The 23,426-nt window shown below is 31.5% G+C and carries 23 protein-coding genes and 1 pseudogene; 5 read left to right on the top strand and 19 right to left on the bottom strand.

From position 1 onward, the window contains the following. Window positions 1-43 precede the first annotated feature (43 nt). The 3 genes from DZ64_RS0108540 (at window position 44) to murA (ending at window position 2,569) form a co-directional block, all read left to right on the top strand. Window positions 44-379 (top strand): histidine triad nucleotide-binding protein, encoded by a 336-nt coding sequence (locus tag DZ64_RS0108540; protein ID WP_024790219.1) that lies wholly within the window; start codon window positions 44-46, stop codon window positions 377-379. A gap of 86 nt (window positions 380-465) precedes the next feature. After that, the gene (nfo, locus tag DZ64_RS0108535) at window positions 466-1,311 is read left to right on the top strand and encodes a deoxyribonuclease IV (protein ID WP_024790218.1); all 846 of its coding nucleotides are present in this window, start codon (window positions 466-468) and stop codon (window positions 1,309-1,311) included. Continuing rightward, a complete protein-coding gene (murA, locus tag DZ64_RS0108530) occupies window positions 1,304-2,569 on the top strand; it encodes a UDP-N-acetylglucosamine 1-carboxyvinyltransferase (protein ID WP_024790217.1) in 1,266 nt (421 codons plus the stop codon). The genes nfo and murA overlap by 8 nt, the downstream gene beginning before the upstream one ends. Window positions 2,570-2,590: 21 nt before the next feature. Here murA and DZ64_RS0108525 read toward each other — a convergent pair whose 3' ends face one another. The 11 genes from DZ64_RS0108525 to DZ64_RS0108485 form a co-directional block, all read right to left on the bottom strand. Further along, complete coding sequence (locus tag DZ64_RS0108525) at window positions 2,591-3,376, bottom strand: shikimate dehydrogenase (protein WP_236618698.1); 786 nt, start codon at window positions 3,374-3,376, stop codon at window positions 2,591-2,593. A 126-nt stretch (window positions 3,377-3,502) separates the two neighbouring features. Continuing rightward, window positions 3,503-3,727: a chemotaxis protein CheX gene (locus DZ64_RS13540; RefSeq protein ID WP_024790998.1), complete on the bottom strand. Its 225-nt coding sequence runs from the start codon at window positions 3,725-3,727 to the stop codon at window positions 3,503-3,505. Next, window positions 3,717-4,433, bottom strand: a complete 717-nt coding sequence (locus tag DZ64_RS13535; RefSeq protein WP_236618697.1) for a hypothetical protein — start codon at window positions 4,431-4,433, stop codon at window positions 3,717-3,719. The genes DZ64_RS13540 and DZ64_RS13535 overlap by 11 nt, the downstream gene beginning before the upstream one ends. Before the next feature lie 19 nt (window positions 4,434-4,452). After that, the gene (locus DZ64_RS13530) at window positions 4,453-4,845 is read right to left on the bottom strand and encodes an STAS domain-containing protein (RefSeq protein WP_236618696.1); all 393 of its coding nucleotides are present in this window, start codon (window positions 4,843-4,845) and stop codon (window positions 4,453-4,455) included. A 1-nt stretch (window position 4,846) separates the two neighbouring features. Continuing rightward, window positions 4,847-6,250 (bottom strand): anthranilate synthase component I family protein, encoded by a 1,404-nt coding sequence (locus DZ64_RS0108515; RefSeq protein ID WP_024790215.1) that lies wholly within the window; start codon window positions 6,248-6,250, stop codon window positions 4,847-4,849. Beyond that, window positions 6,250-6,930 carry an SPOR domain-containing protein gene (locus tag DZ64_RS11575; protein ID WP_024790214.1) on the bottom strand — a complete coding sequence of 227 codons (681 nt, stop codon included), beginning with the start codon at window positions 6,928-6,930 and terminating at the stop codon, window positions 6,250-6,252. Before DZ64_RS11575 ends, DZ64_RS0108515 begins: the two co-directional genes overlap by 1 nt. A gap of 9 nt (window positions 6,931-6,939) precedes the next feature. Continuing rightward, entirely contained in the window at window positions 6,940-7,482 is a 543-nt protein-coding gene (locus tag DZ64_RS0108505) for a DUF1882 domain-containing protein (RefSeq protein WP_024790213.1), read from the bottom strand. A gap of 30 nt (window positions 7,483-7,512) precedes the next feature. Continuing rightward, on the bottom strand, window positions 7,513-8,763 hold the full coding sequence (locus DZ64_RS0108500) for a serine hydroxymethyltransferase (protein ID WP_173391336.1): 1,251 nt from the start codon (window positions 8,761-8,763) through the stop codon (window positions 7,513-7,515). 10 nt (window positions 8,764-8,773) lie between these two features. After that, window positions 8,774-10,282 (bottom strand): lysine--tRNA ligase, encoded by a 1,509-nt coding sequence (gene lysS, locus DZ64_RS0108495; protein WP_024790211.1) that lies wholly within the window; start codon window positions 10,280-10,282, stop codon window positions 8,774-8,776. Between the two features lie 9 nt (window positions 10,283-10,291). Further along, window positions 10,292-10,813, bottom strand: coding sequence for a CvpA family protein (locus DZ64_RS0108490; protein WP_024790210.1), 522 nt, complete (start codon window positions 10,811-10,813; stop codon window positions 10,292-10,294). An 8-nt stretch (window positions 10,814-10,821) separates the two neighbouring features. Further along, window positions 10,822-11,703 (bottom strand): GGDEF domain-containing protein, encoded by an 882-nt coding sequence (locus DZ64_RS0108485; RefSeq protein WP_024790209.1) that lies wholly within the window; start codon window positions 11,701-11,703, stop codon window positions 10,822-10,824. 52 nt (window positions 11,704-11,755) lie between these two features. On the opposite strand from DZ64_RS0108485, the gene DZ64_RS0108480 reads away from it, so the two are divergent. Continuing rightward, window positions 11,756-12,802, top strand: coding sequence for a dehypoxanthine futalosine cyclase (locus DZ64_RS0108480; protein WP_024790208.1), 1,047 nt, complete (start codon window positions 11,756-11,758; stop codon window positions 12,800-12,802). A 69-nt stretch (window positions 12,803-12,871) separates the two neighbouring features. Here the strand turns inward: DZ64_RS0108480 and DZ64_RS11985 are convergent. The 5 genes and pseudogenes from DZ64_RS11985 to DZ64_RS0108455 form a co-directional block, all read right to left on the bottom strand. Beyond that, window positions 12,872-13,588 (bottom strand): annotated as a pseudogene (locus DZ64_RS11985) (carbon-nitrogen hydrolase family protein); the annotation flags it as partial. Beyond that, window positions 13,585-13,761: an exodeoxyribonuclease VII small subunit gene (xseB, locus tag DZ64_RS0108470; protein ID WP_024788105.1), complete on the bottom strand. Its 177-nt coding sequence runs from the start codon at window positions 13,759-13,761 to the stop codon at window positions 13,585-13,587. The pseudogene DZ64_RS11985 and the gene xseB, both read right to left, overlap by 4 nt. 99 nt (window positions 13,762-13,860) lie before the next feature. Next, window positions 13,861-14,961 (bottom strand): homoserine O-acetyltransferase, encoded by a 1,101-nt coding sequence (locus DZ64_RS0108465; RefSeq protein WP_024790206.1) that lies wholly within the window; start codon window positions 14,959-14,961, stop codon window positions 13,861-13,863. A gap of 28 nt (window positions 14,962-14,989) precedes the next feature. Beyond that, complete coding sequence (locus DZ64_RS11570; RefSeq protein ID WP_162147540.1) at window positions 14,990-17,047, bottom strand: EAL domain-containing protein; 2,058 nt, start codon at window positions 17,045-17,047, stop codon at window positions 14,990-14,992. 98 nt (window positions 17,048-17,145) lie between these two features. Beyond that, entirely contained in the window at window positions 17,146-18,399 is a 1,254-nt protein-coding gene (locus tag DZ64_RS0108455; RefSeq protein ID WP_024790204.1) for an O-acetylhomoserine aminocarboxypropyltransferase/cysteine synthase family protein, read from the bottom strand. 52 nt (window positions 18,400-18,451) lie between these two features. Here DZ64_RS0108455 and cmoA point away from each other — a divergent pair, with 52 nt between their 5' ends. Continuing rightward, a complete protein-coding gene (gene cmoA / locus DZ64_RS0108450; RefSeq protein WP_024790203.1) occupies window positions 18,452-19,159 on the top strand; it encodes a carboxy-S-adenosyl-L-methionine synthase CmoA in 708 nt (235 codons plus the stop codon). Here cmoA and DZ64_RS0108445 read toward each other — a convergent pair. The 3 genes from DZ64_RS0108445 to DZ64_RS0108430 are packed head-to-tail and all read right to left on the bottom strand — an operon-like array spanning window position 19,152 to window position 23,386. After that, window positions 19,152-20,804 (bottom strand): diguanylate cyclase, encoded by a 1,653-nt coding sequence (locus DZ64_RS0108445; RefSeq protein ID WP_024790202.1) that lies wholly within the window; start codon window positions 20,802-20,804, stop codon window positions 19,152-19,154. The genes cmoA and DZ64_RS0108445 overlap by 8 nt on opposite strands. Before the next feature lies 1 nt (window position 20,805). Further along, window positions 20,806-22,980 (bottom strand): flagellar biosynthesis protein FlhA, encoded by a 2,175-nt coding sequence (gene flhA / locus DZ64_RS0108440; RefSeq protein WP_035003213.1) that lies wholly within the window; start codon window positions 22,978-22,980, stop codon window positions 20,806-20,808. Beyond that, a complete protein-coding gene (locus DZ64_RS0108430) occupies window positions 22,970-23,386 on the bottom strand; it encodes an Rrf2 family transcriptional regulator (protein WP_024788096.1) in 417 nt (138 codons plus the stop codon). Before DZ64_RS0108430 ends, flhA begins: the two co-directional genes overlap by 11 nt. Between the last annotated feature and the right edge of the window lie 40 nt (window positions 23,387-23,426).

Below are 23,426 nucleotides of genomic sequence, written 5' to 3'. Positions count from 1 at the left end.
TTAAAATTTTTGGATATAATACCAAAAAAAAAGGAGGCTTTCAATGGATTGTATATTTTGTAAAATAGTTAAAGGTGAAATTCCAAGCAAAAAAGTAACGGAAAATGATAAATTTTTGGCTTTTTATGACATTAATCCGATAGCACCCGTTCATGTTTTAATAATTCCGAAAGAGCATTTTGAAAAATTCGATTCAACTCCGGACGAAATTTTTCCTCAAATGGCAGAATTTATAAAAGAAGTTGCCAAAACACTAAACCTAAGTGATTACAGATTAATAACAAACAACGGTAAAAACGCAGGACAGGAAGTTTTTCATCTTCATGTTCATATGGTTGCAAATCCGGATGGAAAGCTCAAATGGCCAAAACTTGTATAATTAATGAAAAAAGTGAGCAGTGAGTTGAGAGTTGTAAGTAGCCAAGTACCAAGTAGCCAAGTAAGTTTTAAAATAAAGGAGAAATTTTGAAGTATATCGGAGCCCATGTAAGTGCGGCGGGAGGTGTTGAAAATGCCGTATTAAATGCAAAAAAGATAGGTGCTGACGGTTTTGCCCTGTTTACAAAAAACCAGAGACAATGGTTTGCGAAGCCTTTAAGTGAAAAAAATATAGCTAAATTTAAAGAATATATGCAAGAGCATGGTTTTAGCCCTGATGCAGTTTTACCTCATGACAGTTATTTAATAAATTTAGGGCATCCGGAAATTGAAAAAAGAGAAAAATCTCTAAAAAGCTTTATAGACGAGGCTAAACGGGTTGAAAGTTTGGGACTGAAATACCTTAATTTTCATCCTGGAAGCCATCTGAAAAAAATAAGCGAAAATGAGTGTCTTGATTTAATAAGTGAAAGTTTAAATAAAGCTATTAAAGAGACTGAAAGTTGTATTTTCGTAATTGAAACAACTGCTGGGCAGGGAAGTAATCTTGGATATAAATTTGAACATTTGGAATATATTATAGATAAAATTACCGATAAAGAAAGAATAGGAGTGTGTATCGATACGGCACATATTTTTGCAGCCGGTTATGATATAAGAACAAAAGAGACATATGAAGAAACTATGAAAAAATTTGATGAAACTGTCGGTTTTAAATATCTTAAGGGTATGCATATAAATGATTCAAAGGCAAAATTTGCAAGCCGTGTGGACAGACACCATTCTTTGGGAAAAGGCGAAATAGGACTTGATGCATTTAAATTTATTATGCGTGACAAACGGATTGACAATATTCCTCTGGTTCTGGAAACAATTGAACCTGAAATTTGGGAAGAAGAAATAAAACTGCTTAAAAGTTTCGAAAATGTATAAATATTTACATATTTTTGAGTCTCCAAAACTTTCCGGAAGTGTTGAAATAAGCGGCGCTAAAAACGCGGCATTACCGGTTATTGCTTCTACAATACTTGCCAAAAATGAAGTAAACCTGTCAAATGTCCCGGAAGTTGCCGATGTAAAAACACTCCTTAAACTTTTTGGATATTTGGGTGCAAGCTATAATTTTAAAAACAACACTTTAACAATAAACACATCTACAATAAACAACACTACCGCAGTTTATGAAATTGTAAAAACAATGAGAGCATCAATCCTGGTTTTAGGCCCTTTGCTTGCAAGGTTCGGCGAGGCAAAAGTTTCTCTTCCCGGAGGCTGTGCCATAGGGGCAAGGCCTGTGGATTTGCATTTAAAGGCACTGGAACTTATGGGGGCTGATATCACAATAGAAGGCGGGTATATTCATGCAAAAGGCAGACTAAAAGGTGCAACAATAATATTTGACAAAATAACAGTCACCGGCAGCGAAAATATAATAATGGCGGCGGCACTTGCAAAAGGGAGAACCAAAATAATAAATATTGCAAAAGAACCGGAAGTTAATCAATTATGCCAGATTTTAGAAAATGCCGGCGTTAAAATAGAAAGAAAAAATGACGAAATAGTAATTGAAGGCACCGATGGTGAACTTTTAAATTTTCCTAAAATTAGCATAATTCCTGACAGAATAGAAGCGGGGACGTATTTAACCGCAGGTGCAATTACAAATTCCAACATATTTTTAAAGAATGTGATACCAGAGCATATTGAGAGTGTAATAGTCAAACTTTCCCAAATGGGATTTCCTATTGAAGTGAGAGAAAATGAAATAGAAATATTTCCGGCAAAAAAAATAAACCCTGTAGACATAACAACTTCCGAATATCCGGGATTTCCCACAGATATGCAAGCACAGCTTATGGCTGTCGCCACTCAGGCCGAAGGTGTCAGCTCTATAGAAGAGAGACTTTTTGAAAACAGATTTATGCATGTGCCTGAACTAAACAGACTCGGGGCAAACATACAAATACAAGGAAAAATTGCCACTATTAAAGGGCCTACCCAGTTAATAGGTGCTGATGTAATGGCAACAGACCTCAGAGCCAGTTCAGCCTTAGTATTGGCCGGACTTATTGCAAAAAACGAAACAAAAGTGCACAGGATTTATCATCTTTTCAGGGGATATGAAAAACTGATTGATAAATTTAAAAAACTTTCAGCCGTAATGGAGCTAAAAAGTGAAGAAAGGCCTTAAAATTTTTTTAATTTTTATCAATTATTTAAGTATTTCAAAATAAATTTTTGCAACCTCTTTTCTATTTAATTTTCTCCCCAAAAAATATTCCATTGCAAGAACTCCCTGGAAAACCAGCATATCAATACCGCTTTTGGTAATTAGATTATATTTTTTCGCAAGCTTCAAAAAAGGCGTTACTTTTCCGTAAATTACGTCCACGGCATATTCAGCGTTTAGAAAAAGTTTTTCAATAATCTGAGCTGGGGCCGGCAGAATATTTTCATTAAGCCCCGCACTTGTTGTATTAATTATTAAATCGTAATCAAAATTTTTAAAATTTTTCCAAGTGAAAGTAACTTTGCCTTTTTTTTGAAAAAACTCAAGCCTGTTTTCGCTCCTGTTTAAAATGTGCGCATCAGGCAGCACATAACTTAAGGCCCTGGCTGTTCCTCCTGCCCCTATTATTAAAACTTTTTCAAACTTAAAATCTTTAATTACTTCCAAAAATCCTTCGGCGTCTGTATTGTATCCAACAATTTTTCCCTCTTCTTCCACAAGCGTATTTACCGCTCCAATTTCTTTTGCCTTGCCCCTGACCTCATCGGCCAATTTATATGCCCATTCTTTATGCGGCACAGTGACATTTGCGCCTTTTATTTTAAGTTCTTTAAATTTTTTAACAATCTCTTCTCCGTCACTCAATAAAAATCTTGTATAACAGGCATTGATTTTTTCTTTTTTAAAAAAAGAGTTGTGCATTAAAGGAGATTTGGAATGGCTTACGGGATTTCCAAAAATTAAAAACATTAATTTGCCATTTTCCATTGTCCATTTTCCATTTTACATTGAATATCCTTCACTATTCACCACCCTGCCGCTTTGCAAGCGGCCGGGCAGGCTCACAACTCACAACTCACAACTCACAACTCACAACTCACAACTCACTACTAATTACCTTGTCAAATAAATATAAAATTCTTCTTTTTCAAAATAAAATTTAATTTTTAAAGCTTTTTTCTTCTCAACCAAAACCTTTAATTTTTCCAAATCTTCAAAAACTTTTGGAAGGGTCAAATCAATTTCTATGTCTTTTTTTTGAAATTCGCTTTTTACGTTTCCCACTATAATATTTGCAAACTCCCCTACCATATCTATTAAATCTTCTTTATTTGTCAATTCTTCGCCGATTAGAATTTTTGCTAAGCTCCTCAGCAAAAATCAGTATCATTAATCCATCTACATCCCCGTAAAAACCTATCGAACTCGATACATAGTTTTTATTTATGTCTATTTCTATTTCCGTATATTCCGGTTTTTCTTTTTTTGCTTCTATTCCTGTTAAAAGTTCAATTGTTTCTATTGTAGATTTTACAAAATAAGGCAAAAGTTCAACAAGTTCTTTTGTAATTTTTCTTTGGGTTTTATAAACAATTTGCATATTGGCCTTGGCCTCTTTTAAAACATCACTTTGTAAAAAAGTCTTCTCATCTGCAAAAAACACAAATCCCACAATTTCCAAATCTTCAAGAAGTTTAGGCTGCACACCTTTGGTATCAAGCCCGATTATTGTAAGAAGTGCTCCGTATTCAGCGGCTTCAACACCAAGTTTCGAAAGAAATCTGACAGCATGAATATTAAGACCTTTTACATTATTCATATCAAAAACAAATACTCTAAACCCGGTGAGCAAAGAACGTCTGAAATATTCAATATCAAACATATTTATTATATCGGCATCCAAAAAACCCTCAAAAAAGAAATATACAATATCGTTTTTTGTCACGGCACTTATTGTATTTGCAAACTTAGAAATGATACTGTTTTTTATAATAAGCGCATTTTGAGTATTTATATTATGTTCATTATCCACTACAACAGGCACATAACCTTTTTTTACTAAGTTAAAAATTATTAAATTTTATGCAACAGATGTAAATATCTTTTGTAATTATTTCTTCCGATGTAAAAAGTTTTTCAACTTCTTCATTTTCATAAATATTGAAATATCTGTTTTTAATTCTAAGGGCAATATCCACTATTTGTTTATTGGCAGAAAATATTGCACATTCTATATTGTTCTTATACAGTCTTTCAAATATATCGTTTAAAAAACGCATGCCGGAAATATTAACACTGATAATTTTACCAAAATCAATACTGACATATTTAATTTTTCTGTTTATAAAATTATTGATATCCTGGGGTGTTATTATTAAAGAAGCGTTTTGAGAATCCAAAAACCCCTGAGGCCTGATTAAAACCTTTTTACCTGTATAAGATTTTAATACCCCCATTTTACCTGCTTAATTCTTTTAATGTTGAAACCAATGCGCCCAATTTATTATTAATTTCTTTGAATTCAAGCTCCGGTTTTGAATCTGCAACGATTCCGGCTCCGGCTTGAAAAATTACATTATCTTTTTTAATCAAAGCACTTCTTATTGTTATGGCACTGTCCATATTTCCGTCAAAGCCAAAATACCCGACACTTCCCGCATAATAACCTCTTTTTACCTTTTCATATGTCGCTATTAGCTCCATTGCCTTTATTTTAGGGGCACCGCTTACGGTTCCTGCGGGAAAAGTGGCTTTAAACACATCAAACATATCGTATTTTTCATCTTTTATTCCCACAACATCGCTTACCAAATGCATTACGTGGGAATATCTTTCAACCCTCATAAAATCCTCGACATTCACACTCCCACCCCTGCTTATTCTTCCTACATCGTTTCTGCCCAAATCCACAAGCATTACATGTTCGGCTCTTTCTTTAGGGTCGTTTATCATATCGTTTTCCATTTCCAAATCTTCTTTTAGGTTTTTTCCTCTTTTCCTTGTTCCGGCTATCGGTCTTAACAAAACAACATCATCGGTAAGTCTTACCATAACCTCCGGAGAAGAGCCTATAATTGAAAATTCGCCAAAATCTAAAAAATAGAGATAGGGGGATGGATTTTTACTTCTAAGTTTCCTGTAAAAAGAAAATTTATCAATTTTTGCTTTTAAATAAAGTCTGTTTGATAAAACAATCTGAAATATATCCCCCGCTTTAATATTCTCTTTCGCTTTTTCCACTATTTCAAAAAACTGCTCTTTATTAAATAAAAAATGTGGCTCTTTTTCTATTTTTATAGGTTTTAAAGGCAGATGTTTATATTCCGAAGTCAGCAAATCCTTTATAATATATAAATATTTTTCCATTTTTTCATCATTAATAATAACTGTAATTTCAGAAGATTTATGAGAAAGGCCTATTATAATTTTAGGCCTTATCATATAAAAATCGGGTATATCGGTTTCGTCTTTTAATTTATCCATTTCCTGTTTTAAAACAGGTTCGAATATTTTCACCATATCGTAAGACACATATCCTATAAATCCGTCAACAAAGCCGATATTAAGCTTTTGCAAAATTTTTTTATAATAATTTTTATCGATATCTTTATAATATTTTTTTAAAAAGCTAAACGGGTCTGTATTATAAACTTCTTTTTTATTATTTTTAAAATAAGCCGTTTTATTTCCGTCAAAAACAACTTTTTCCTTTTCGCCGACAAAAATAAAACTGAAATTTCCGTTATCGTTGTTTATAACACTTTCAAGCAAAAAAAGTTTTTCACCTGGAAAAAGTGAAGAGATTTGAGAATATATAGCCACTGCTGAAAGTTCGTCTAACAAAAATTTTGTATATACCATTATTTAACCTTAAATATAAATGCATTTTGGGTTAATTTTTCTTTAACTTTTTTCAAATTTTTTCTTGCATCTTTTTCATTTCTAAACGGACCGATTAATATTTTTGTAACAGATATTTTTTTATGGTTTTTTATTATATAAGTATGATAAATCTTGTAATCAAAGCCTTCTTTTTTTATTAAATTCAAAAATTTTTTATCCGGCTTTTTATATTTTATTAAAGCTGCCACCTGAATATAATATCTGAGTGAAACACTTTTTTTAACTGATGATTCTTTTTTTAGAGTATGTGTGGGTTTATTTTCAGAAATTTCTGAAGTCTGTTTTTTTGATTCTTCCATACCGCTTTGGCCACTGTTTTGAGGCGATTTGTTAATCCTGTTTTCATTGACTTTGGCTTCATTATTTTCATTTGTATTGTTTATAATTACATTTTTATTCAATTTTTCACTTATAGTTGACGTGTTTTCCTCAATAGGAACTTCTTTAAATCCGCCGGAACTCTCTTTTGGAGTTTCATTAACCTGAGGAGGCAAAACAACATTTTCCTGTTTTGAATTTGAATAAATTGCATATACTATAACAGCGATTATAAAAATCAAAAAAGCGATTGCACCGTAAATTAAAGGTTTTTTTATATTTTTCTTAGGTTTAATGTTTAATAAATCATCTTTTTCCATTTTTTCTCCTTACATGTGTTGTGACCAAGATGCACCCCTTTCTTTTTTATACAGTTCATAAGGCAGATTCAATATATTAAATTCCCTTGGCAATTCACCTGTCGGAAACATTCTCCATTGTTTAGGCAGTTTTGAAGATAATTTTAAAGAAAGTTTTTTGGCAAGTTGAATCCCTTCATTTAACGTCGTATGACCTTTATGCACATACAGATGCAAATGCCCGGGTGTTTTTGAATTGTATGCTGTAAAATTTAAAAAACCTTCCTGCCTTAATATTAAAGAAGCCCTGTTCCAGAATTTCTCCGGGTCTCTTCCGTTATAATCAAATACAATATTTTCCACTGTATTTTTATTGATTAAATCAAAAGCAATAATTTTTTTTCCTTCTATATGTTCATTCATTACTCTAAAAGTCAGTGGCTCATTTATTCTTTCATATTTATCAAAATAGGTTCTGCCTTTATAGACAATTTTATTTACAATTTTCCCTTTGTATTCAAAATAATAATTTTTATTTATTTTTATCATTGAAACATCTACATTATAGGCCAAAAACGCTCCTTTCCCCAAAAGGGGGACAAATTAATAAGTAGGATTGTTGTAAATTACAAATTTGCCTGCCAATTCTTTTAATTCTTTCGCCACTTTATCCTGAAGCTCTACATTATAAATATCATCTAAAACATCTGCCATTTTTTCGGCTATAAACTTGAATTCTTTTTCTTTCATACCTCTGGCTGTAAGTGCAGGTGAGCCGACTCTTATACCGCTTGTAACAAAAGGGCTTCTTTTCTCGCCCGGAACCGTGTTTTTATTTACTGTTATTCCTGCTCTTCCCAGTGCTTCTTCTGCTTCTTTTCCGCTAAATTCTTTATTTAAAAAGCTAACCAAAATCAAATGGTTATCCGTTCCGCCGCTTACCAAATCATAACCTCTATCAAGAAGAACTTCGGCTAAAACTTTTGCATTTGCTTTTACCTGTTTAGCATAATCCTTCCAGCTCTCATCTAAATTCATTTTAAACCCAACCGCTTTCGCAGCAATTACATGAACAAGAGGTCCGCCCTGAATTCCCGGGAAAATTGCTGAATTTATTTTTTTTGCGTATTCTTCATTATTAGTTAAAATAAGTCCGCCTCTTGGACCTCTTAGAGTTTTATGGGTAGTAGTTGTTACTATATCGCAGTAAGGAAATGGATTTGGATGTTCTCCCGCTACAACAAGTCCTGCGATATGGGCAATATCAGCCATTAAAATAGCGCCTACTTCATCAGCGATTTCGCGGAATTTTGCAAAATCAATAACTCTTGGATAAGCGCTTGCACCGCATACTATCATTTTAGGTTTAACTATTTTTGCAATGTCTCTTACCCTGTCGTAATCTATTCTGCCTGTTTTTTCATCTATTCCATAAGAAAAACTGTGATAATGTTTTCCCGAAAAATTAACTTTTGCCCCGTGTGTCAAATGTCCTCCGTTGCTTAAATCCATTCCGAGAAGTTTGTCATACGGTTTCATTAAAGCAACATACACCGCCCCGTTTGCCTGGCTTCCAGAATGCGGCTGAACATTTGCATATTTGCATCCAAACAGTTCTTTTGCCCTGTCGATTGCAAGCTGTTCCACCATATCTGCATATTCGCATCCGCCGTAATATCTTTTACCTGGATAACCTTCTGCGTATTTATTTGTAAAAACACTTCCCATAGCTTCCATAACTTCAGGAAGAGTGAAATTTTCACTGGCAATCATTTCAAGATGATCTGTTTGTCTAATTAGCTCTTTTTCTAAAATTGAATATACGTCTGCATCAAAATTTTTTAAACTCATTATAACTCCTTTTTTATTTTGTATCGTCTTTATCAAAAATCTCTTTTTTAGGCTTCATTGTAGGGAATAAAATAACATCTTTAATAGATTCCGTATTGGTCAAAAGCATAACCAGTCTGTCAATTCCTATTCCTTCACCTGCAGTAGGAGGCATTCCGTACTGCAGCGCCCTTATATAATCGTAATCCATATCCATAACCTCTTCATCACCTTTTGCCTTAGCCTCAAGCTGGGCTTTGAACCTTTCATACTGATCCATCGGGTCATTTAATTCGTTAAAACCGTTTGCGATTTCCCTCCCGGCTATAAAAAGTTCAAACCTTTCTGCAAATTCAGGGTTTTCATCGCTTCTTCTTGCAAGAGGTGAAATTTCAATAGGAAACCGGGTTATAAAAGTCGGATTAATAAGCTTATCTTCAACAAATTCGTCAAAAAGTTCCGCCCACAATTTTCCGCGTGAATCTATATGTTCCTCAATTTCAATTCCTTTTTCTTTTAAATATTTTTTCATAGCTTCAGTATCTTCCAAAATATTTTCTGGAACATTTCCTATTTTAATTAATGCATCTTTATAAGTAATTATTTTCCAATCGTTAAAATCTATTTCCCTCTCTCCAAAAGGCATCTTTTTAGGAAGATGTAATTTCTCAAGCAGATAATTAAAAAGCTCTTTTGTCAAATTCATCAAATCCTGCATATTATGATATGCCCAATAATATTCAAGCATTGTAAATTCAGGGTTATGTGTTTGATCAATTCCTTCGTTTCTAAAATTTCTGTTAAGCTCAAACACTGCTTCAAAACCGCCTACTATAAGTCTTTTTAAGAAAAGTTCAGGTGCAATCCTGAGATTCATATCTATATCGAGTGCATTATGATGTGTCATAAAAGGTCTTGCATTTGCACCTCCTACAACTGTATGAAGCATTGGAGTTTCAACTTCCAAAAATCCATGACTTAGGAAAAATTCTCTTATAAGAGAAACAATTTTACTTCTTAATTTAAACCTTTCTCTTGTTTCTTTGTTCATTATCATATCAAGATATCTCTGACGGTATTTAGTTTCCACGTCCTGAAGACCGTGAAATTTCTCCGGCAACGGATGAATTGCTTTTGTGAGTATTTTCACAGCTTTGGCGTGAATTGTAAGCTCTCCCGTTTTAGTAATAAACGGATATCCGCTAACTTCCACAATATCCCCTACTTCAAGGTTTTTTTTGAGCAAGTTAAAATTATCACCCAAATCATTTTTATTCATATAAACCTGCAAAATACCGCTTTCGTCTTCTATTTTAAAAAATGCGGCTTTCCCCATGAGCCTTAGGAATTTAATTCTCCCCGCCACTGTGAATATTCTGTTTTCATCCCTTTTGTTTTCAAGATTCTCTATATCTTTATTTTTTTCCAAAAATTCAGAAATTTTTGTATCTCTTTTAGCATTATGGGCATACGGGTTTATTCCTGCTTCTTTTAAATTGGAAGCTTTTGCCATTCTTTGTTTTACGTATTCGTTGCTAAACATCAATTCCCTTTATTTTTTTGAAATTTTAACATTTTTAGAAAGTTTTTCTAAATCTTTGGGAGAAAGGTTTATTATTTTTTCTCCGGCTTTTAAACATATTGGAAAAGTAATGCTGTTTTTAATATATTTATGGGTTTTTTCTTTAATAAATTCAACTTTATATAAAAGCGCTATAATTACACTTATCAATAAAAAAAACTTAAGCCCGGCAAAAATAAATCCTAAAATTTTATCAAGAGCTCCAAGAGAGCTCATTTTTAAAATTTTATTAATTAAAAATCCTATAAAAACAATGCTTATCCAAAAACCCACAAAAACGACAATAAAACCCACCAAATCTATGGCGGCATAATTTTTTATTGCAAAAAGATTTTTATCGATATATATTCCGACACTGTGGAAATATTCTCTTGCAAGCCATAATCCGCCTATTAATCCAATGAGTCCTGCAATTTCTTTTACAAATCCGTTAAAAAAACCTTTTATCGCCAGTATAAGCGTTATTCCTATAATTACCGCATCAAACCACATTTTTATCCTTATAACTCTACCGCATATTTGTTTCTGCTTTTTTTTGCTTCATATAAAGCCATGTCCGCTCTTTTAACAATACTCTCAATACTGTCTCCGCTTTTATGCATTGTAAGTCCCACTGATACGGTTATGTCTATCAAATGCTCTTTGTATTTCATTTTTGTTTTTTCTATGGTTTTTACTATTCTTTCAATTATAATTTCCGATGCTTTCAAATCGGTTCTGTTTAGTAAAATTACAAATTCATCTCCGCCTATTCTGTATATTTTATGCTCTTTTCTTAAAAGTCTTCTTACTATTTCCACAAGTTTTTTAAGCACAAAATCACCTACCAAATGCCCGTAGGTATCGTTTATTTCTTTAAAATGGTCCAAATCTACAATAGCCAAAGCCATATCCAAATCCCTGTTTTTTCCCGCCTCTAAAATTTCATTTATATCTTTTTCAAAAGCCTTTCTGTTAAATGCTTTTGTGAGGGGATCAACCAAAAGTTCCTTGTAAGCTCTGTCAAGTTCCATCTCAAGTTCATTTATTTTCGTTTGCATTTTATTAATCTGATCAAGCAGTTTGGAAGAATATTGAATAACAAGACTTTTAACTTCTTCTGCTTCGACAGGCTCAATTTTTTCAAGCAGTTTAATCGACTCCTCTTTTATATTGTTGGAGGTTTGATTTATATTTTTTACCGTATCTGCGGTTTTGTTTATAAGCTCTTCGCTAAGATTTGGCTCAATACATAAAAGTCTCGGGTTTAACTGGTCTAATATTTTCTCTTCTCTTGTTATATTTACAAAAACATCCCTGTAATAGAGCGGATAAGCAGGTTTATTTGCTTTTTTAAGCTCATTAATCGTTTTCTCGGATATTTTTTCAATCAATTCTTCCATGATTTGCCTTTTTTTGATATTATAAAGCAATTATACAAAAAAAGGAGTTATTTTGAGAATATCCAAAGAAAAAGCAGTAGATTTAATTAAAAATGAGGATTTAATTACTCTGGGGAAAATGGCGCTTGAGAAAAAAAGAGAGCTTCATCCTAAAAAAATAACCACTTTTATTGTCGACCGAAACATAAATTATACCAATATATGTTTTATAGACTGCAAATTTTGTGCTTTTTACAGGCATAAAAAAAATGAAGATGCGTATATTCTGAGTTTTGAAGAAAAAGATAAACAAATTGATGAACTGATAAAAATAGGTGGAACACAGATACTTTTTCAAGGTGGTGTTCATCCGAATTTAAGAATTGATTTTTACGAAAATTTAGTGGAGCACATTCATAAAAAATATCCAAAGATAACCATACACGGATTTTCTGCGCCCGAAATTGCGTATATAAGCAAAATAAGCAAAATTCCTATAAAAGAAGTTTTAATGAGGCTAAAAGAAAAAGGGCTTTTTTCAATTCCGGGAGCCGGGGCGGAAATATTAAGCGACAGGGTAAGGGACATAATAGCGCCAAATAAAATAGATACTTCCACATGGCTTGAAGTTCATAAAAGCGCACACGAAATAGGCATGCGCTCAACCGCTACAATGATGTTCGGGACAGTGGAAACAGTTGAAGAAATAGTGGAACACTGGGATTTAATAAGAAAATTGCAGGACGAAACAGGAGGATTCAGAGCTTTTATTATGTGGTCTTTTCAGCCGTACAATACTGCACTTTATAAAGAAGGTATTGTAAAATATAAGGCTTCTTCAAACAGATATTTAAGGTATCTTGCGGTTGCAAGACTGTTTTTGGATAATTTTAAAAATATTCAAAGCTCCTGGGTAACGCAGGGCAGTTATATCGGACAGCTTGCACTTTTATACGGGGCTAACGATTTAGGTTCTACCATGATGGAAGAAAATGTGGTTAGAAGCGCGGGTGCTCAAAATGCAATGAATCAGCAGGAAATGATTGAACTGATTAAAGACGTGGGGGAAATTCCGGCTAAAAGAAACACGGCGTATGAAATACTTGAAATTTTTGATTAATGAAAATATAAAATTTAAATTAAGCTCTCTGCTTAATTTATTAAATTTCCATTCTCTTCTCGCTTCTTTAATAATGTTTTTATCAAGTTTGCAGATTATCATCTCTTCTTTATTTCCCAAAATATTTTCAACTTCCCCAAAAGGGTTTATCAGATAACTTTTTCCGTAAAATTCCCACTCTTTCCAGTTTCCCACACGGTTAACCCTTAATACATACATATTTTTTAAAAAAGCGAATGTTTTATGCATTTCAAACCATCTTTTAAAAGAATTAAAAGTTCCAATACTCGGAATTAAAACAATATCAGCCTTTTTAGTTTCAAAATAATCCCAAAATTTAGTAAAATGGCTCTCAAATCCAGACATTATCCCAAACCGTATATTTTGAATATTAAAAATAAAAGGCCTGTTTTCTTTTTTAGCAAAAAATTTTTCTTCATTCCAATGTGAATATGGCATTAAAATCTGCTGATAATATTTATAAATTCTACCGTTTTTTGCTTTGATGATTATCTTAAAAAATTTTTTATCTTCATATGTCACAACAGGTGCAATGATTACGATATTATAAATTTTAGATAGTTTTTTAAGAAGTTCCAACTGATGTCTTGACTGTTCTATAATAAAATTTTTTGGTGTTTTTTCAAGTTCCTTAAAAAACCTGTTTAAAACATATTCGGGAAGAATAAAAATCTTAACTTTTTCTTTTTTTGCAATATTTATATAATAATCAAGTTTTGTTTTATTTATAGGCAGCTCGGCACTTTGAAGGGCCGCTATTTTCATTTTGTAAGTTCTTTAAACTGAAGTTTGGCCTCTTCTATCATTTTAGCAGCCTCTTCAAGCAGTTTTATACCTTTTTTATAATATTCCATCGCCTGAAAAAGCGTAAGTTCAGGGTCGTTTAATTTTTCCAAAAGCTCTTTTGCCTCTTTTAATTTTTTTTCAAAATCCTGCATAATTCTCCTTTATCAAAATTCATTATCCAACATTCACCATTTTCACTACTCACCACCCCGCCGCTTTGCAAGCGGCCGGACAGGCTTTCACCATTTTCACTATTTACTTAGCTCCTCTTTAATAATATCTTCAAATTTATCTACTTCAACCAAAAAACTGTCATGTCCGTAATCGCTTTTTATTTCATAAAACTCGCAAATTCCGTTTATATCATCCATATATTTTTTAATTTCCCTCATCTCTTCTGGAAAAAACAGAGTATCCCCTGAAAAGGAAATCAAAACAAGTTTGTCTTTAATCTGTGAAAAAGCCTCTTTTGTATTAATAAACCCTCTGCCTATATCAAAAAGTGAAATAGCTTTTAACAAATATATATAACTTAGCGGATCAAACCATTTTGGAAAAGAGCTTCCGTTATATTCCAGATAACTTTCAACCTGAAACCTTCCGAAAAGTTCAAACATACCGTCTGTTTTTACATAATCTCTTCCAAATTTTTTATCAAACGTTTTAGGGGAAATATAATTTAAATACCCTACCATTCTTGCAGCCGCCAAACCTTTCAGGCCTTTTTTCCTGATTTCTTTCGGGTCATAATTTCCGTTTTTAAATTCACAATCACTCCTAAGCGCCTCAATCATAGATTTATTAATAGCAATTACATACGGTCTTGTCTGATACGTTGTGGCAATAGGGAAAATTTTTTCAACAAATCCCGGATAATCCACAGCAAATCTTAATGCCTGCATCCCTCCCATACTTCCGCCTATTACGGCTTTTAAGTGTTTAATTCCTAAAAAATCCAATAAAATTTTTTGGGCTTTTACCATATCTTTTATTGTAATTACAGGAAATTTAAGCCTGTATCTTTCACTGCTTCCGGGATATATCGGACTGATAGGACCGGTTGAGCCAAAACAGCTACCTATTACATTTGTTGCTATAACAAAATATTTAGTGGTATCGACCGCTTTTCCATCGCCGATTAAAGAATCCCACCAGCCAGGTTTTCTCTCACCCTCATACATTCCGGCCGCATGATGGGAACCGGAAAGTGCATGTGTTATAAGAATCACATTGTCTTTTTTTTCATTAAGCTCTCCGTATGTTTCATAAATAATCTGCCAAGGTTCAAGAATTCTACCGCTTTCAAGATATAAAGGTTTTGTAAATTTGGCTATTTTGGTTTCAATTTTCATATTTTCCTTTTTTAAATGAAATTTTAACTTATTTTTTTAGATTTTCTAATTTTTCAGGTTTACAAAAATAATAACCCTGATAATAATCAATTCCGAGATTTTTTAATTTATTGTAAATCTCTTCATTCTCAACAAATTCGGCAACAGTTTTAATATTAAATTTTTTGGCAAATTCTATCATCAGTTTTATTATTTCATAATATTTATCATTATTTATATTCTTGACAATCGTTCCGTCAATTTTTATAAAATCCGGTTTAAGCTCCAATATTCTGATATAATTTGAATATCCGCTTCCAAAATCGTCTATTGATATTTTTATGCCTTTACTTTTGACATAATCAATAAATTTTTTTACAAGTTCAAAATCTTTAATACTTTCGCTTTCCAGTATTTCAAATGTTATTTCAGAGGTTTTTTTGCAGTTGTTTACAAGGTTTAATAAAAATCTGTTTGTTTCCTCGTTTACTATATCTATAAAAGAGAGATTAATAGATACATTTTTTATTCTTTCGTTTTTTACATCGTCAAGCACCTTTTGAATCATTATTTCAGAAAACTTATAATAGAGCTTTGCCTCTTTCAAAAGGTCCATAAAATAAAAAGGAGGCATAATTTCACCGTCTATTTCGACTCTCATAAGTGCTTCGTATTTTTCTTTTTCTCCTTTTATACACTGATAATAAGGAATTATTCTTTTATATTCCAAAACTTTTTTAAGTTTTTGTATTGTTTTTATTCTTTCACTCTGTTCTTTTTCTATTTTTTCATTAAACAAAACACAGTTTTCACTGTTTTTTTTAGCTTTTTTTAAAGCGCTTTCAGCTGTTTTTAAAAGTTTTCCCTTTTCATTGCTTCCGCTTATGCTGAAAGATATTTCTATAAGGTTAAACTCATATTTGTTATTTGCAATTTCACACAAATCTTTTTTAGTTATTTTTCTTTTAAACCCTATAACGAATTCGTCATTTCCACTCCTGTAAACATTTTTATATTTTGATAATAATCTTTTGGAAAAATTTCTTAAAATTTCGTTGCCCATGTCAAATCCGTAAACATCGTTTACATCGGAAAAATCATCAATATCAATAAGAATCAAACCTTCGTAATTATCTAAATTTTTTATCAGTTTATGCCTGTTTGGCAAATTTGTCAGGGAATCAAAATAATATCTTTTTCTAAGCTTTTCAATCAGTTTCCCATATTCATTTAATATTCTATTTTGAAACTTTTGAATAAAATAAGTCAAAACAATATATAAAATAATTAATAAAACAAAATATATAAAAATTCCTATCAAAAAAATTTTTTTAAATTCTTTCTGCTGTCCTACTATCTCTTTTTTTATTTCATTTTTTATCTGGGATGCGTAAATACCTTTTAATATATCAAAATTAAAATTTTTTATCAGTGTAAAATAACTTATTTTTTGCTCAATTTTTCCTGTTTTTGGATTTTTAAAATAATACTCTATAAAACAGTTTTTATGTTTTTTAAAACACTCAAGATATTTTTTTCTGAAATAATTACCTTTTACATCAGGTTTTTTAGTTGAAAGAACAAATCCTTCCATTTCTCTTAATTTTAAAGGCATATAATATAAATATCCAAAAATTCCGTCTTTATCCGGGTTAAAAGTAGTTATTTTTCCCATAGCTATATAATTTGGATTGTTTTTATTTATTTCATCGAGATATTTTTTTATTTTATTTAACGCCAGATTATCAAGATATTTTTTATTAATTCCCGCTATATAGACATTTTTTCCTTTATTTATAAAATAAACCAAAAATTTATTATTTTTATAATTCAGTATAATATATCTGTTTTTATATATTTCATAATTTAATTTTTTATTTATCACTTTTCCATAAATAAAACTGTTGTCTTTTGAAATATAAAAATTATTTATTGTATTTTTTTCAAGCAATATTTTTAAAAAAATTTCTAAATTTGAATTTGCCACACTATAGGATGTATCAAAAATCAAATTAAACGTTTTTTTAAATTTATCAACATCCTGTTTTAAATGCATTTTTTCTATATTAATTACCCTTTTTTCAGTTTCATATATATCTTTTTCCAAAATATATCTTATATACTGGTAAAAAATCACAAAAAAAAATACTGAAAAAATAAAAAAAAGCAAAACCGGAATTAAAGAGAGTTTTTTAATCTCCTCTTTCAATTAAGAGCCTTTTTCAAATCATTTATCAAATCCTCCACATCTTCAAGCCCGATACTTAGCCTGATAAGCCCTTCATCAACCCCCGCTTTTATCAGCTCTTCTTTATTTAACTGCTGGTGTGTTGTACTTGCCGGATGCGTTACGATTGATTTAGAATCGCCAATATTCGTTACAAGGGAAAAAATTTCAAGAGAATTTGCAATATTTTTTGCTTTTTCAAAACTCTCCACCACAAAACTTACAATTCCACCTGCGTATTTAAGGTATTTTTTGGCATATTTATAATTTATATCATCTTCCAAAAAAGGATAATTTACTTTTTTTATATTTTTTTGAGATTTTAAAAATTTGGCTATTTCAAGTGCGTTTTCGCTGTGGGCTTTTATTCTAAGATACAAATGCTCAAGCCCCAAAATCATAAGCCAGGCGTTAAAAGGGGACATTACCGCCCCGAAGTCCCTCAGAAGCGCAAGTCTTGCCCTTGCTGTGAAAGGAGTTTCAAATTTTTTATTATAAACAAGTCCGTGATAACTCTCATCCGGCTCGTTAAACTGAGGATATCTGTATGAAGAGAGCTTTTCTTTGGCACTTTTTCCCTCAATTATAACACCGCCTATTGCACTCCCGTTTCCCACTATATATTTGCTTGAACTGTGCAACACAATATCGCATCCGAGTGTAAGAGGCTTTACACCGTAAGGAGTTGCAATTGTATTGTCACAAATCAATATAATTCCTCTTTTTTTAGCAATTTCACCAATTCCTTCAAAATCAGGCACCGCCAAGGCCGGATTTGAAACGCTCTCAATCAAAATTGCTTTTGTTCCCTCATCTATCATATCTTCCAGCATCTCAGGATTATGAACATCAAAAAATTTTGCTTTAATACCAAATTTATTCAATGTATGGGTAGAAAGGGTTATACTTCCCCCGTATAATTTATTTGAAATAATTATATTATCCCCGCTTTGCACTAAATTTGTAAGAGAATAAAACACCGCCGCCATTCCGCTAGCCGTTGCAACGGCTCCTATTCCCCTTTCCAGCGCCGCTATTCTTTTTTCAAAAACTCTTGTAGTGGGGTTATCAAGTCTCGTATAAATATTTCCGGTTTCTTCCAGATTAAAAAGCCTTGCCGCATGCTCCGTGCTTTCATATTCATAAGCCGTGGTCATATAAATAGGAACCTGCATCGCTTTTTGATTGTCTTTTTCATATCCTAAATGTAGGGCTAAAGTTGCATCTTTCATAAAAACGCCTTTTATAGTAAAATTATTAAAAATTATACCATAAGGAAAAAAGTTGAAAGACAAAGTTTTCAATAAACCGATAAAAAAACAGTTCGAATTTGACGAAGAGGTTGCCAGCGTATTTGACGATATGTTAAATAGAAGTGTCCCTTTTTATAAAGAAAATTTAAATTTACAAATAGATATTTTAAAAAATTTTTTAAAAGAAAGCGATAAAATTGTGGATATGGGAAGCTCAACCGGAACTTTTTTAATAGAACTTGCCAAAAAAAGCGATAAAAAATTAAATCTAATAGGAATAGACAATTCAGACGCTATGATTAAAAGGGCAAAAACCAAGGCAAAAGCATTTGGAGTTGATATTAAATTTATTAAAACGGATTTTTTAAATTATGAAATTAAAAATTCAAACGCTATTATTGCAAATTACACAATTCAATTCATAAGACCCCTAAAAAGGGAAAAGCTCATTAAAAAAATTTACAATTCCCTGAAAAATGACGGAATATTTTTAATGAGCGAAAAACTTGTTACAAATGATAAAAAATTAAATAAAACAATGATAGATTTATATTATGATTATAAAAAGAAAATGGGCTATTCGGAATATGAAATAGCTAGGAAGAGAGAAGCTTTGGAAAATGTTTTAATCCCTTATACCATGGAAGAAAACATTGAAATGCTAAAAAATGCGGGATTTAAAGAAGTTGAAGTAATTTTCAGATGGAATAATTTTGCGACATTTATTGCTTTTAAATAGCTACAATTTTATCCCTACCACTATTTTTAGCCTCATATAAAGCTGTATCAACCCTTTTTATAATATTTTCTATATCGCCATCATTTCTGAATTCTGTAATACCACAGCTTATTGTAAATTTTACAGGTTTTTGAACAGACTCATTTTCCTGCAGTTCTTTTTTTAGTTTTTCACAAATTTGTTTAGTTTTTTGTAAATTTGTATATGGGAAAATAAGCATAAATTCCTCTCCTCCCCATCTTGCAAAAAAATCACTTTTTCTAATATTTTTTCTGATATAAGAAGTCATTTTTTTAAGAACGGTATCCCCTGTGTCGTGACCGTATGTATCATTTATTTTTTTAAAATGGTCAATATCTATCATTGCCAGTGAAAACGTTGTATTATATCGTTTTGCCCTTAAAAACTCTTCTTTCAGTTTCTGGTTAAAAAACCTTCTGTTCGGTATTTTTGTCAAAGTATCATGCAAAGATTCAAATTCAGCTTTATTTTTTTCTTTTTCCAATAAATTATTATATTTTGTAAAAATAAATTCTAATCTTTTAGAAAGAAAATATGTCAATAAAACCGAAAATATTAAAACTGCCAAAAAAGTAAAAATCAAACTTTTATAAAACGATTTAAATTCATTGTTTATTCTCCTTTTTTCTTTATTTACATACTTATTTATATCCTGCTGAATATACAAACCACTTCCTATTACGGCATCTATTGTTTTATTGTATATTACATATGTGAGTTTTTTTTCTATTTTATTATCATTTGGATTTAACCATTTATAAATTACAAAAGCACCGTTTTTATTTGAAAGTGCTTTTTTTATCATCTCTTTTATAAAATATTTCCCGTCAACATCTTTTAAATTCAAAATATTTTTTCCTATTTCATTTTTATATGTGGGATTTACAATTAATGTGCCGTCTTTTTTAATTATAAAAAAATAATTATTATTTCCATATTTTTTAATCATTACTCTTTGAAAAATCTGCTTTGCAAGTTTGGCTTTTAATTCTTCCACATATTCTCCGGAACCTATTATCAAATTAAGTTCAGGTATATATTTGATAAAATCTATTTTTAAATATTTTTTATTTGTATGGTTTGGTTTGAAAAATTTTATTTCAATAAACCCTTCACTATTTTTTTGCAAAATTTTTTTACTCATTTCATAAAAAGATATATGATTTGACAAATAAATTGTTTTAATGCTTCTTCCTAAAAAAGAATTTAATTTATGAACTTTTGTTATTCCGTTTTTATCATATACAAAAACATAATGATTTTTTAAATATTTGTTTAACTGATTCAAATAAGTTATTATAAATTTTTTATTTTTATTTAAAGAATAAAGACTTTTAACGGTATAATAAATTAGATAAACTCTGTGTTTTACACTTTTTTTAGTTTCATCAATACTAAATTTTAAAGCATTGTCAACATCTTGCGATAAACCAACCACATGTTCTTTAATAAAACTTTTTTTATTGTTTATTAAATTTTCAATATCTTTATTTATTTCATTTTTTTTAAATGTTTTCAAAGTAATAAATGATGAAATCATTAACAGTAAAAATGAAAACATTATTAATAAAACAGGATATAAAAACATTTTTTTAATTAAACTTTTTTCCGTACTTTTTAACATGCTATTCCTTAAAATTTATACTGATACTTCCAAGCACTTCAAATTTAGCATTAGGGTCTATTTCCGCATGGGATAATACTACCACATCCACACCGAATCTTTCAAGTATTTCAGCAAGAGGCTTTCTGATTAACGGATCCACTATCAACACCACCGGAGCAATTCCCTTATTTACAATTTCGCTAGCCGCATTGCTTATTTCTTCAACCAGTTTATTCATCTCAGAAACCGTTAAGATAAACTGCTTATTATCCCCCTGCTGCTGAAGTTTTGATAATAAATACTGCTCAGTTGCACTGTCAAAAGTAATAAGTTTAAGCGTGCCGTCTTCACTTTCATAAAGTTTTGTAATAACCCTGCTTAAATTGCTTCTTACATGCTCGACTATCGTATCAATATTTTTAGTATATTCGGCAATATCCGCAATAGTTTCAAGAATTGTAATCATATCTTTAATTGGGATTTTTTCATGAAGCAAAGATTTAAGAACACGCTGAATCAGTCCGATATTTGCAACTTTCAAGGCATCGTCCGCAATAGCAGGGAAATCTTTTTTAATTCTTTCAATCAATGCCTGAGTATCCTGACGGGTGAGTAATTCCTCTGCATATTTTTTGATAATTTCACTGAGATGTGTAACTATCACAGTCGAAGCGTCAACAACAGTATATCCGTTCATTAAAGCCTCTTCTTTTTTATCTTCGTCTATCCATATTGCATCAATCCCAAAAGCAGGCTCTTTTACGTGTTCCCCTTCAATTTCTTCAATCACCATGGGCGTTGACATAGCAAGATATCTGTCTGGATATACGTTACCTTTGGCCACCTCAACCCCTTTTAATAAAATCTGATACTCGTTTGGTTCTAACTGAATATTGTCTTTTATTCTGATTTGCGGTACCAAAAACCCAAAATCAGAGGCTATTTTTTTTCTCATTGTTTTTATTCTCTCAAGCAAATCCCCTCCCTGATTCGGATCGGCAATTTTAATAAGCTGATAACCAATATCAAGCTCGAGCAGCTCAACTTTCAAAATATTTTCCAATACCCTCTCTTCTTCTTTTGCAAGTTCTTCAGGGGATTTTTTAGGCTTCTCTTCTTCTTTTGCAAGTTCTTCAGGGGATTTTTTAGGCTTTGGAGGCGGTTTTTTTCTGAATTTTGCGATAATTGCCGCAAGCGGGTCTACCCCTTTTTGGGTTTCCATCATTAAATATCCTGTCATTAAAAATACAAGTCCAAGGAATATCATGCTTCCTCTAGGGAATCCGGGGATAAAAGCCATAAAAAAAAGAAATGTCCCTACAATTAAAATAACCTTGTAATCCTTCATCAACTGTTTAATAACACCCTCTGCAAAATTACTTTCATCTTTACTTGCCCTGGTTATTATAATACCTGTGGCTGTTGAAACCATAAGTGCCGGAATCTGCCCGACAAGACCGTCTCCAATAGTTAATATGGTATATGTAGAAGCAGCCTCGGCAATATCCATATTATGCTGAAAAATACCTATTAAAAGCCCGGCAATAATATTGACAAGGGTAATAATAATACCGGCAATTGCATCACCTTTTACAAATTTGCTGGCCCCGTCCATTGCACCGTAAAAATTTGCTTCCTGGATAAGTTCCGCCCTTCTTCTTTTTGCTTCGTTTTCATCAATAAGTCCGGCATTTAAATCGGCATCTATAGCCATCTGTTTTCCGGGCATCGCATCAAGGGTAAATCTTGCTGCCACTTCAGCAACCCTGGTTGAACCTTGGGTAATTACCATAAAGTTTATAATAACAAGTATTGTAAATACAATAATACCTATAATATAATTTCCACCTACAACAAATTCTCCAAAAGCGGAGATTATTTTACTTACGGCATCAGGGCCTAAATAACCGTTTGAGAGAATCATTCTTGTTGTTGCAACATTCAGTGAAAGCCTGTAAAGCGTAACAATCAAAATCAATGTAGGGAAAGTTGTAAAATCAGTAGGTCTTGGGATATATAAACTAAGAAGTAAAATTAATATACCCACAGATAAAGATATCGTGAGAAAAAAATCGAGTATTCCGTTGGGCAGCGGAATAATAATAATTAAAAGTATTGCAAAAACAAAAGCAACAACACCTAAATCAGTTATTTCGCTTAATAACTTAAGTGAATTTTTAATTTTATTTATCAGATTTCATCCTTATAACATCTTCTAAAGTCATATCTTTTATAATTTCATCAAGTTTATTTTCCAAAAATACAAAAAAAGGTCTCACACAGCATATATTTGCCCTGTTTCTCACACAGTTTTCAGGCTTTTTGGAGCAATAAAAAACCAGAGAATCTTTATCTTCAATAACTTTAAACAGCTCTAATATTTTTATATCTTTGGGTTTTTTTTCAAGTAAAAAACCTCCGTGTATCCCTTTAAAGGATTTAACATAACCTTTTTTTGACAATGTTTGCAGCAGTTTTGCCAAAAACGGTTTTGGCAGTGAAGTTATTTCGGAAAGTTTCGTAACATCCACAGGTTTGTCAAACCTTGAAAGCTCCATCAAAGCCTGCAGAGTATAAGCACTTGATTTTGTAAACAGCATATCAACCCTTTTTGCCAAATTATACCTAAATTATCTGTTT

Source organism: Lebetimonas sp. JH292 (genome assembly GCF_000523275.1).
GTDB lineage: Bacteria > Campylobacterota > Campylobacteria > Campylobacterales > Nautiliaceae > Lebetimonas.
The sequence above is the reverse complement of the archived record's forward strand: the minus strand, read 5'-3'. Positions and strand labels throughout refer to the sequence as shown.

Bases quoted from the DNA above. Each gene is read 5' to 3' on its own strand.
- DZ64_RS0108465 (WP_024790206.1), bottom strand. From the start codon at position 14,961: ATGAAAATTGAAACCAAAATAGCCAAATTTACAAAACCTTTATATCTT.
- DZ64_RS0108430 (WP_024788096.1), bottom strand. From the start codon at position 23,386: ATGCTGTTTACAAAATCAAGTGCTTATACTCTGCAGGCTTTGATGGAG.
- lysS (WP_024790211.1), bottom strand. From the start codon at position 10,282: ATGTTTAGCAACGAATACGTAAAACAAAGAATGGCAAAAGCTTCCAAT.
- DZ64_RS0108525 (WP_236618698.1), bottom strand. From the start codon at position 3,376: ATGGAAAATGGCAAATTAATGTTTTTAATTTTTGGAAATCCCGTAAGC.
- DZ64_RS0108485 (WP_024790209.1), bottom strand. From the start codon at position 11,703: ATGGAAGAATTGATTGAAAAAATATCCGAGAAAACGATTAATGAGCTT.
- xseB (WP_024788105.1), bottom strand. From the start codon at position 13,761: ATGCAGGATTTTGAAAAAAAATTAAAAGAGGCAAAAGAGCTTTTGGAA.
- DZ64_RS13530 (WP_236618696.1), bottom strand. From the start codon at position 4,845: ATGGGGGTATTAAAATCTTATACAGGTAAAAAGGTTTTAATCAGGCCT.
- DZ64_RS0108455 (WP_024790204.1), bottom strand. From the start codon at position 18,399: ATGAAAGATGCAACTTTAGCCCTACATTTAGGATATGAAAAAGACAAT.
- DZ64_RS0108515 (WP_024790215.1), bottom strand. From the start codon at position 6,250: ATGGTATATACAAAATTTTTGTTAGACGAACTTTCAGCAGTGGCTATA.
- DZ64_RS11575 (WP_024790214.1), bottom strand. From the start codon at position 6,930: ATGGAAAAAGATGATTTATTAAACATTAAACCTAAGAAAAATATAAAA.
- DZ64_RS0108540 (WP_024790219.1), top strand. From the start codon at position 44: ATGGATTGTATATTTTGTAAAATAGTTAAAGGTGAAATTCCAAGCAAA.
- DZ64_RS0108490 (WP_024790210.1), bottom strand. From the start codon at position 10,813: ATGTGGTTTGATGCGGTAATTATAGGAATAACGCTTATACTGGCGATA.
- DZ64_RS0108445 (WP_024790202.1), bottom strand. From the start codon at position 20,804: ATGTTAAAAAGTACGGAAAAAAGTTTAATTAAAAAAATGTTTTTATAT.
- murA (WP_024790217.1), top strand. From the start codon at position 1,304: ATGTATAAATATTTACATATTTTTGAGTCTCCAAAACTTTCCGGAAGT.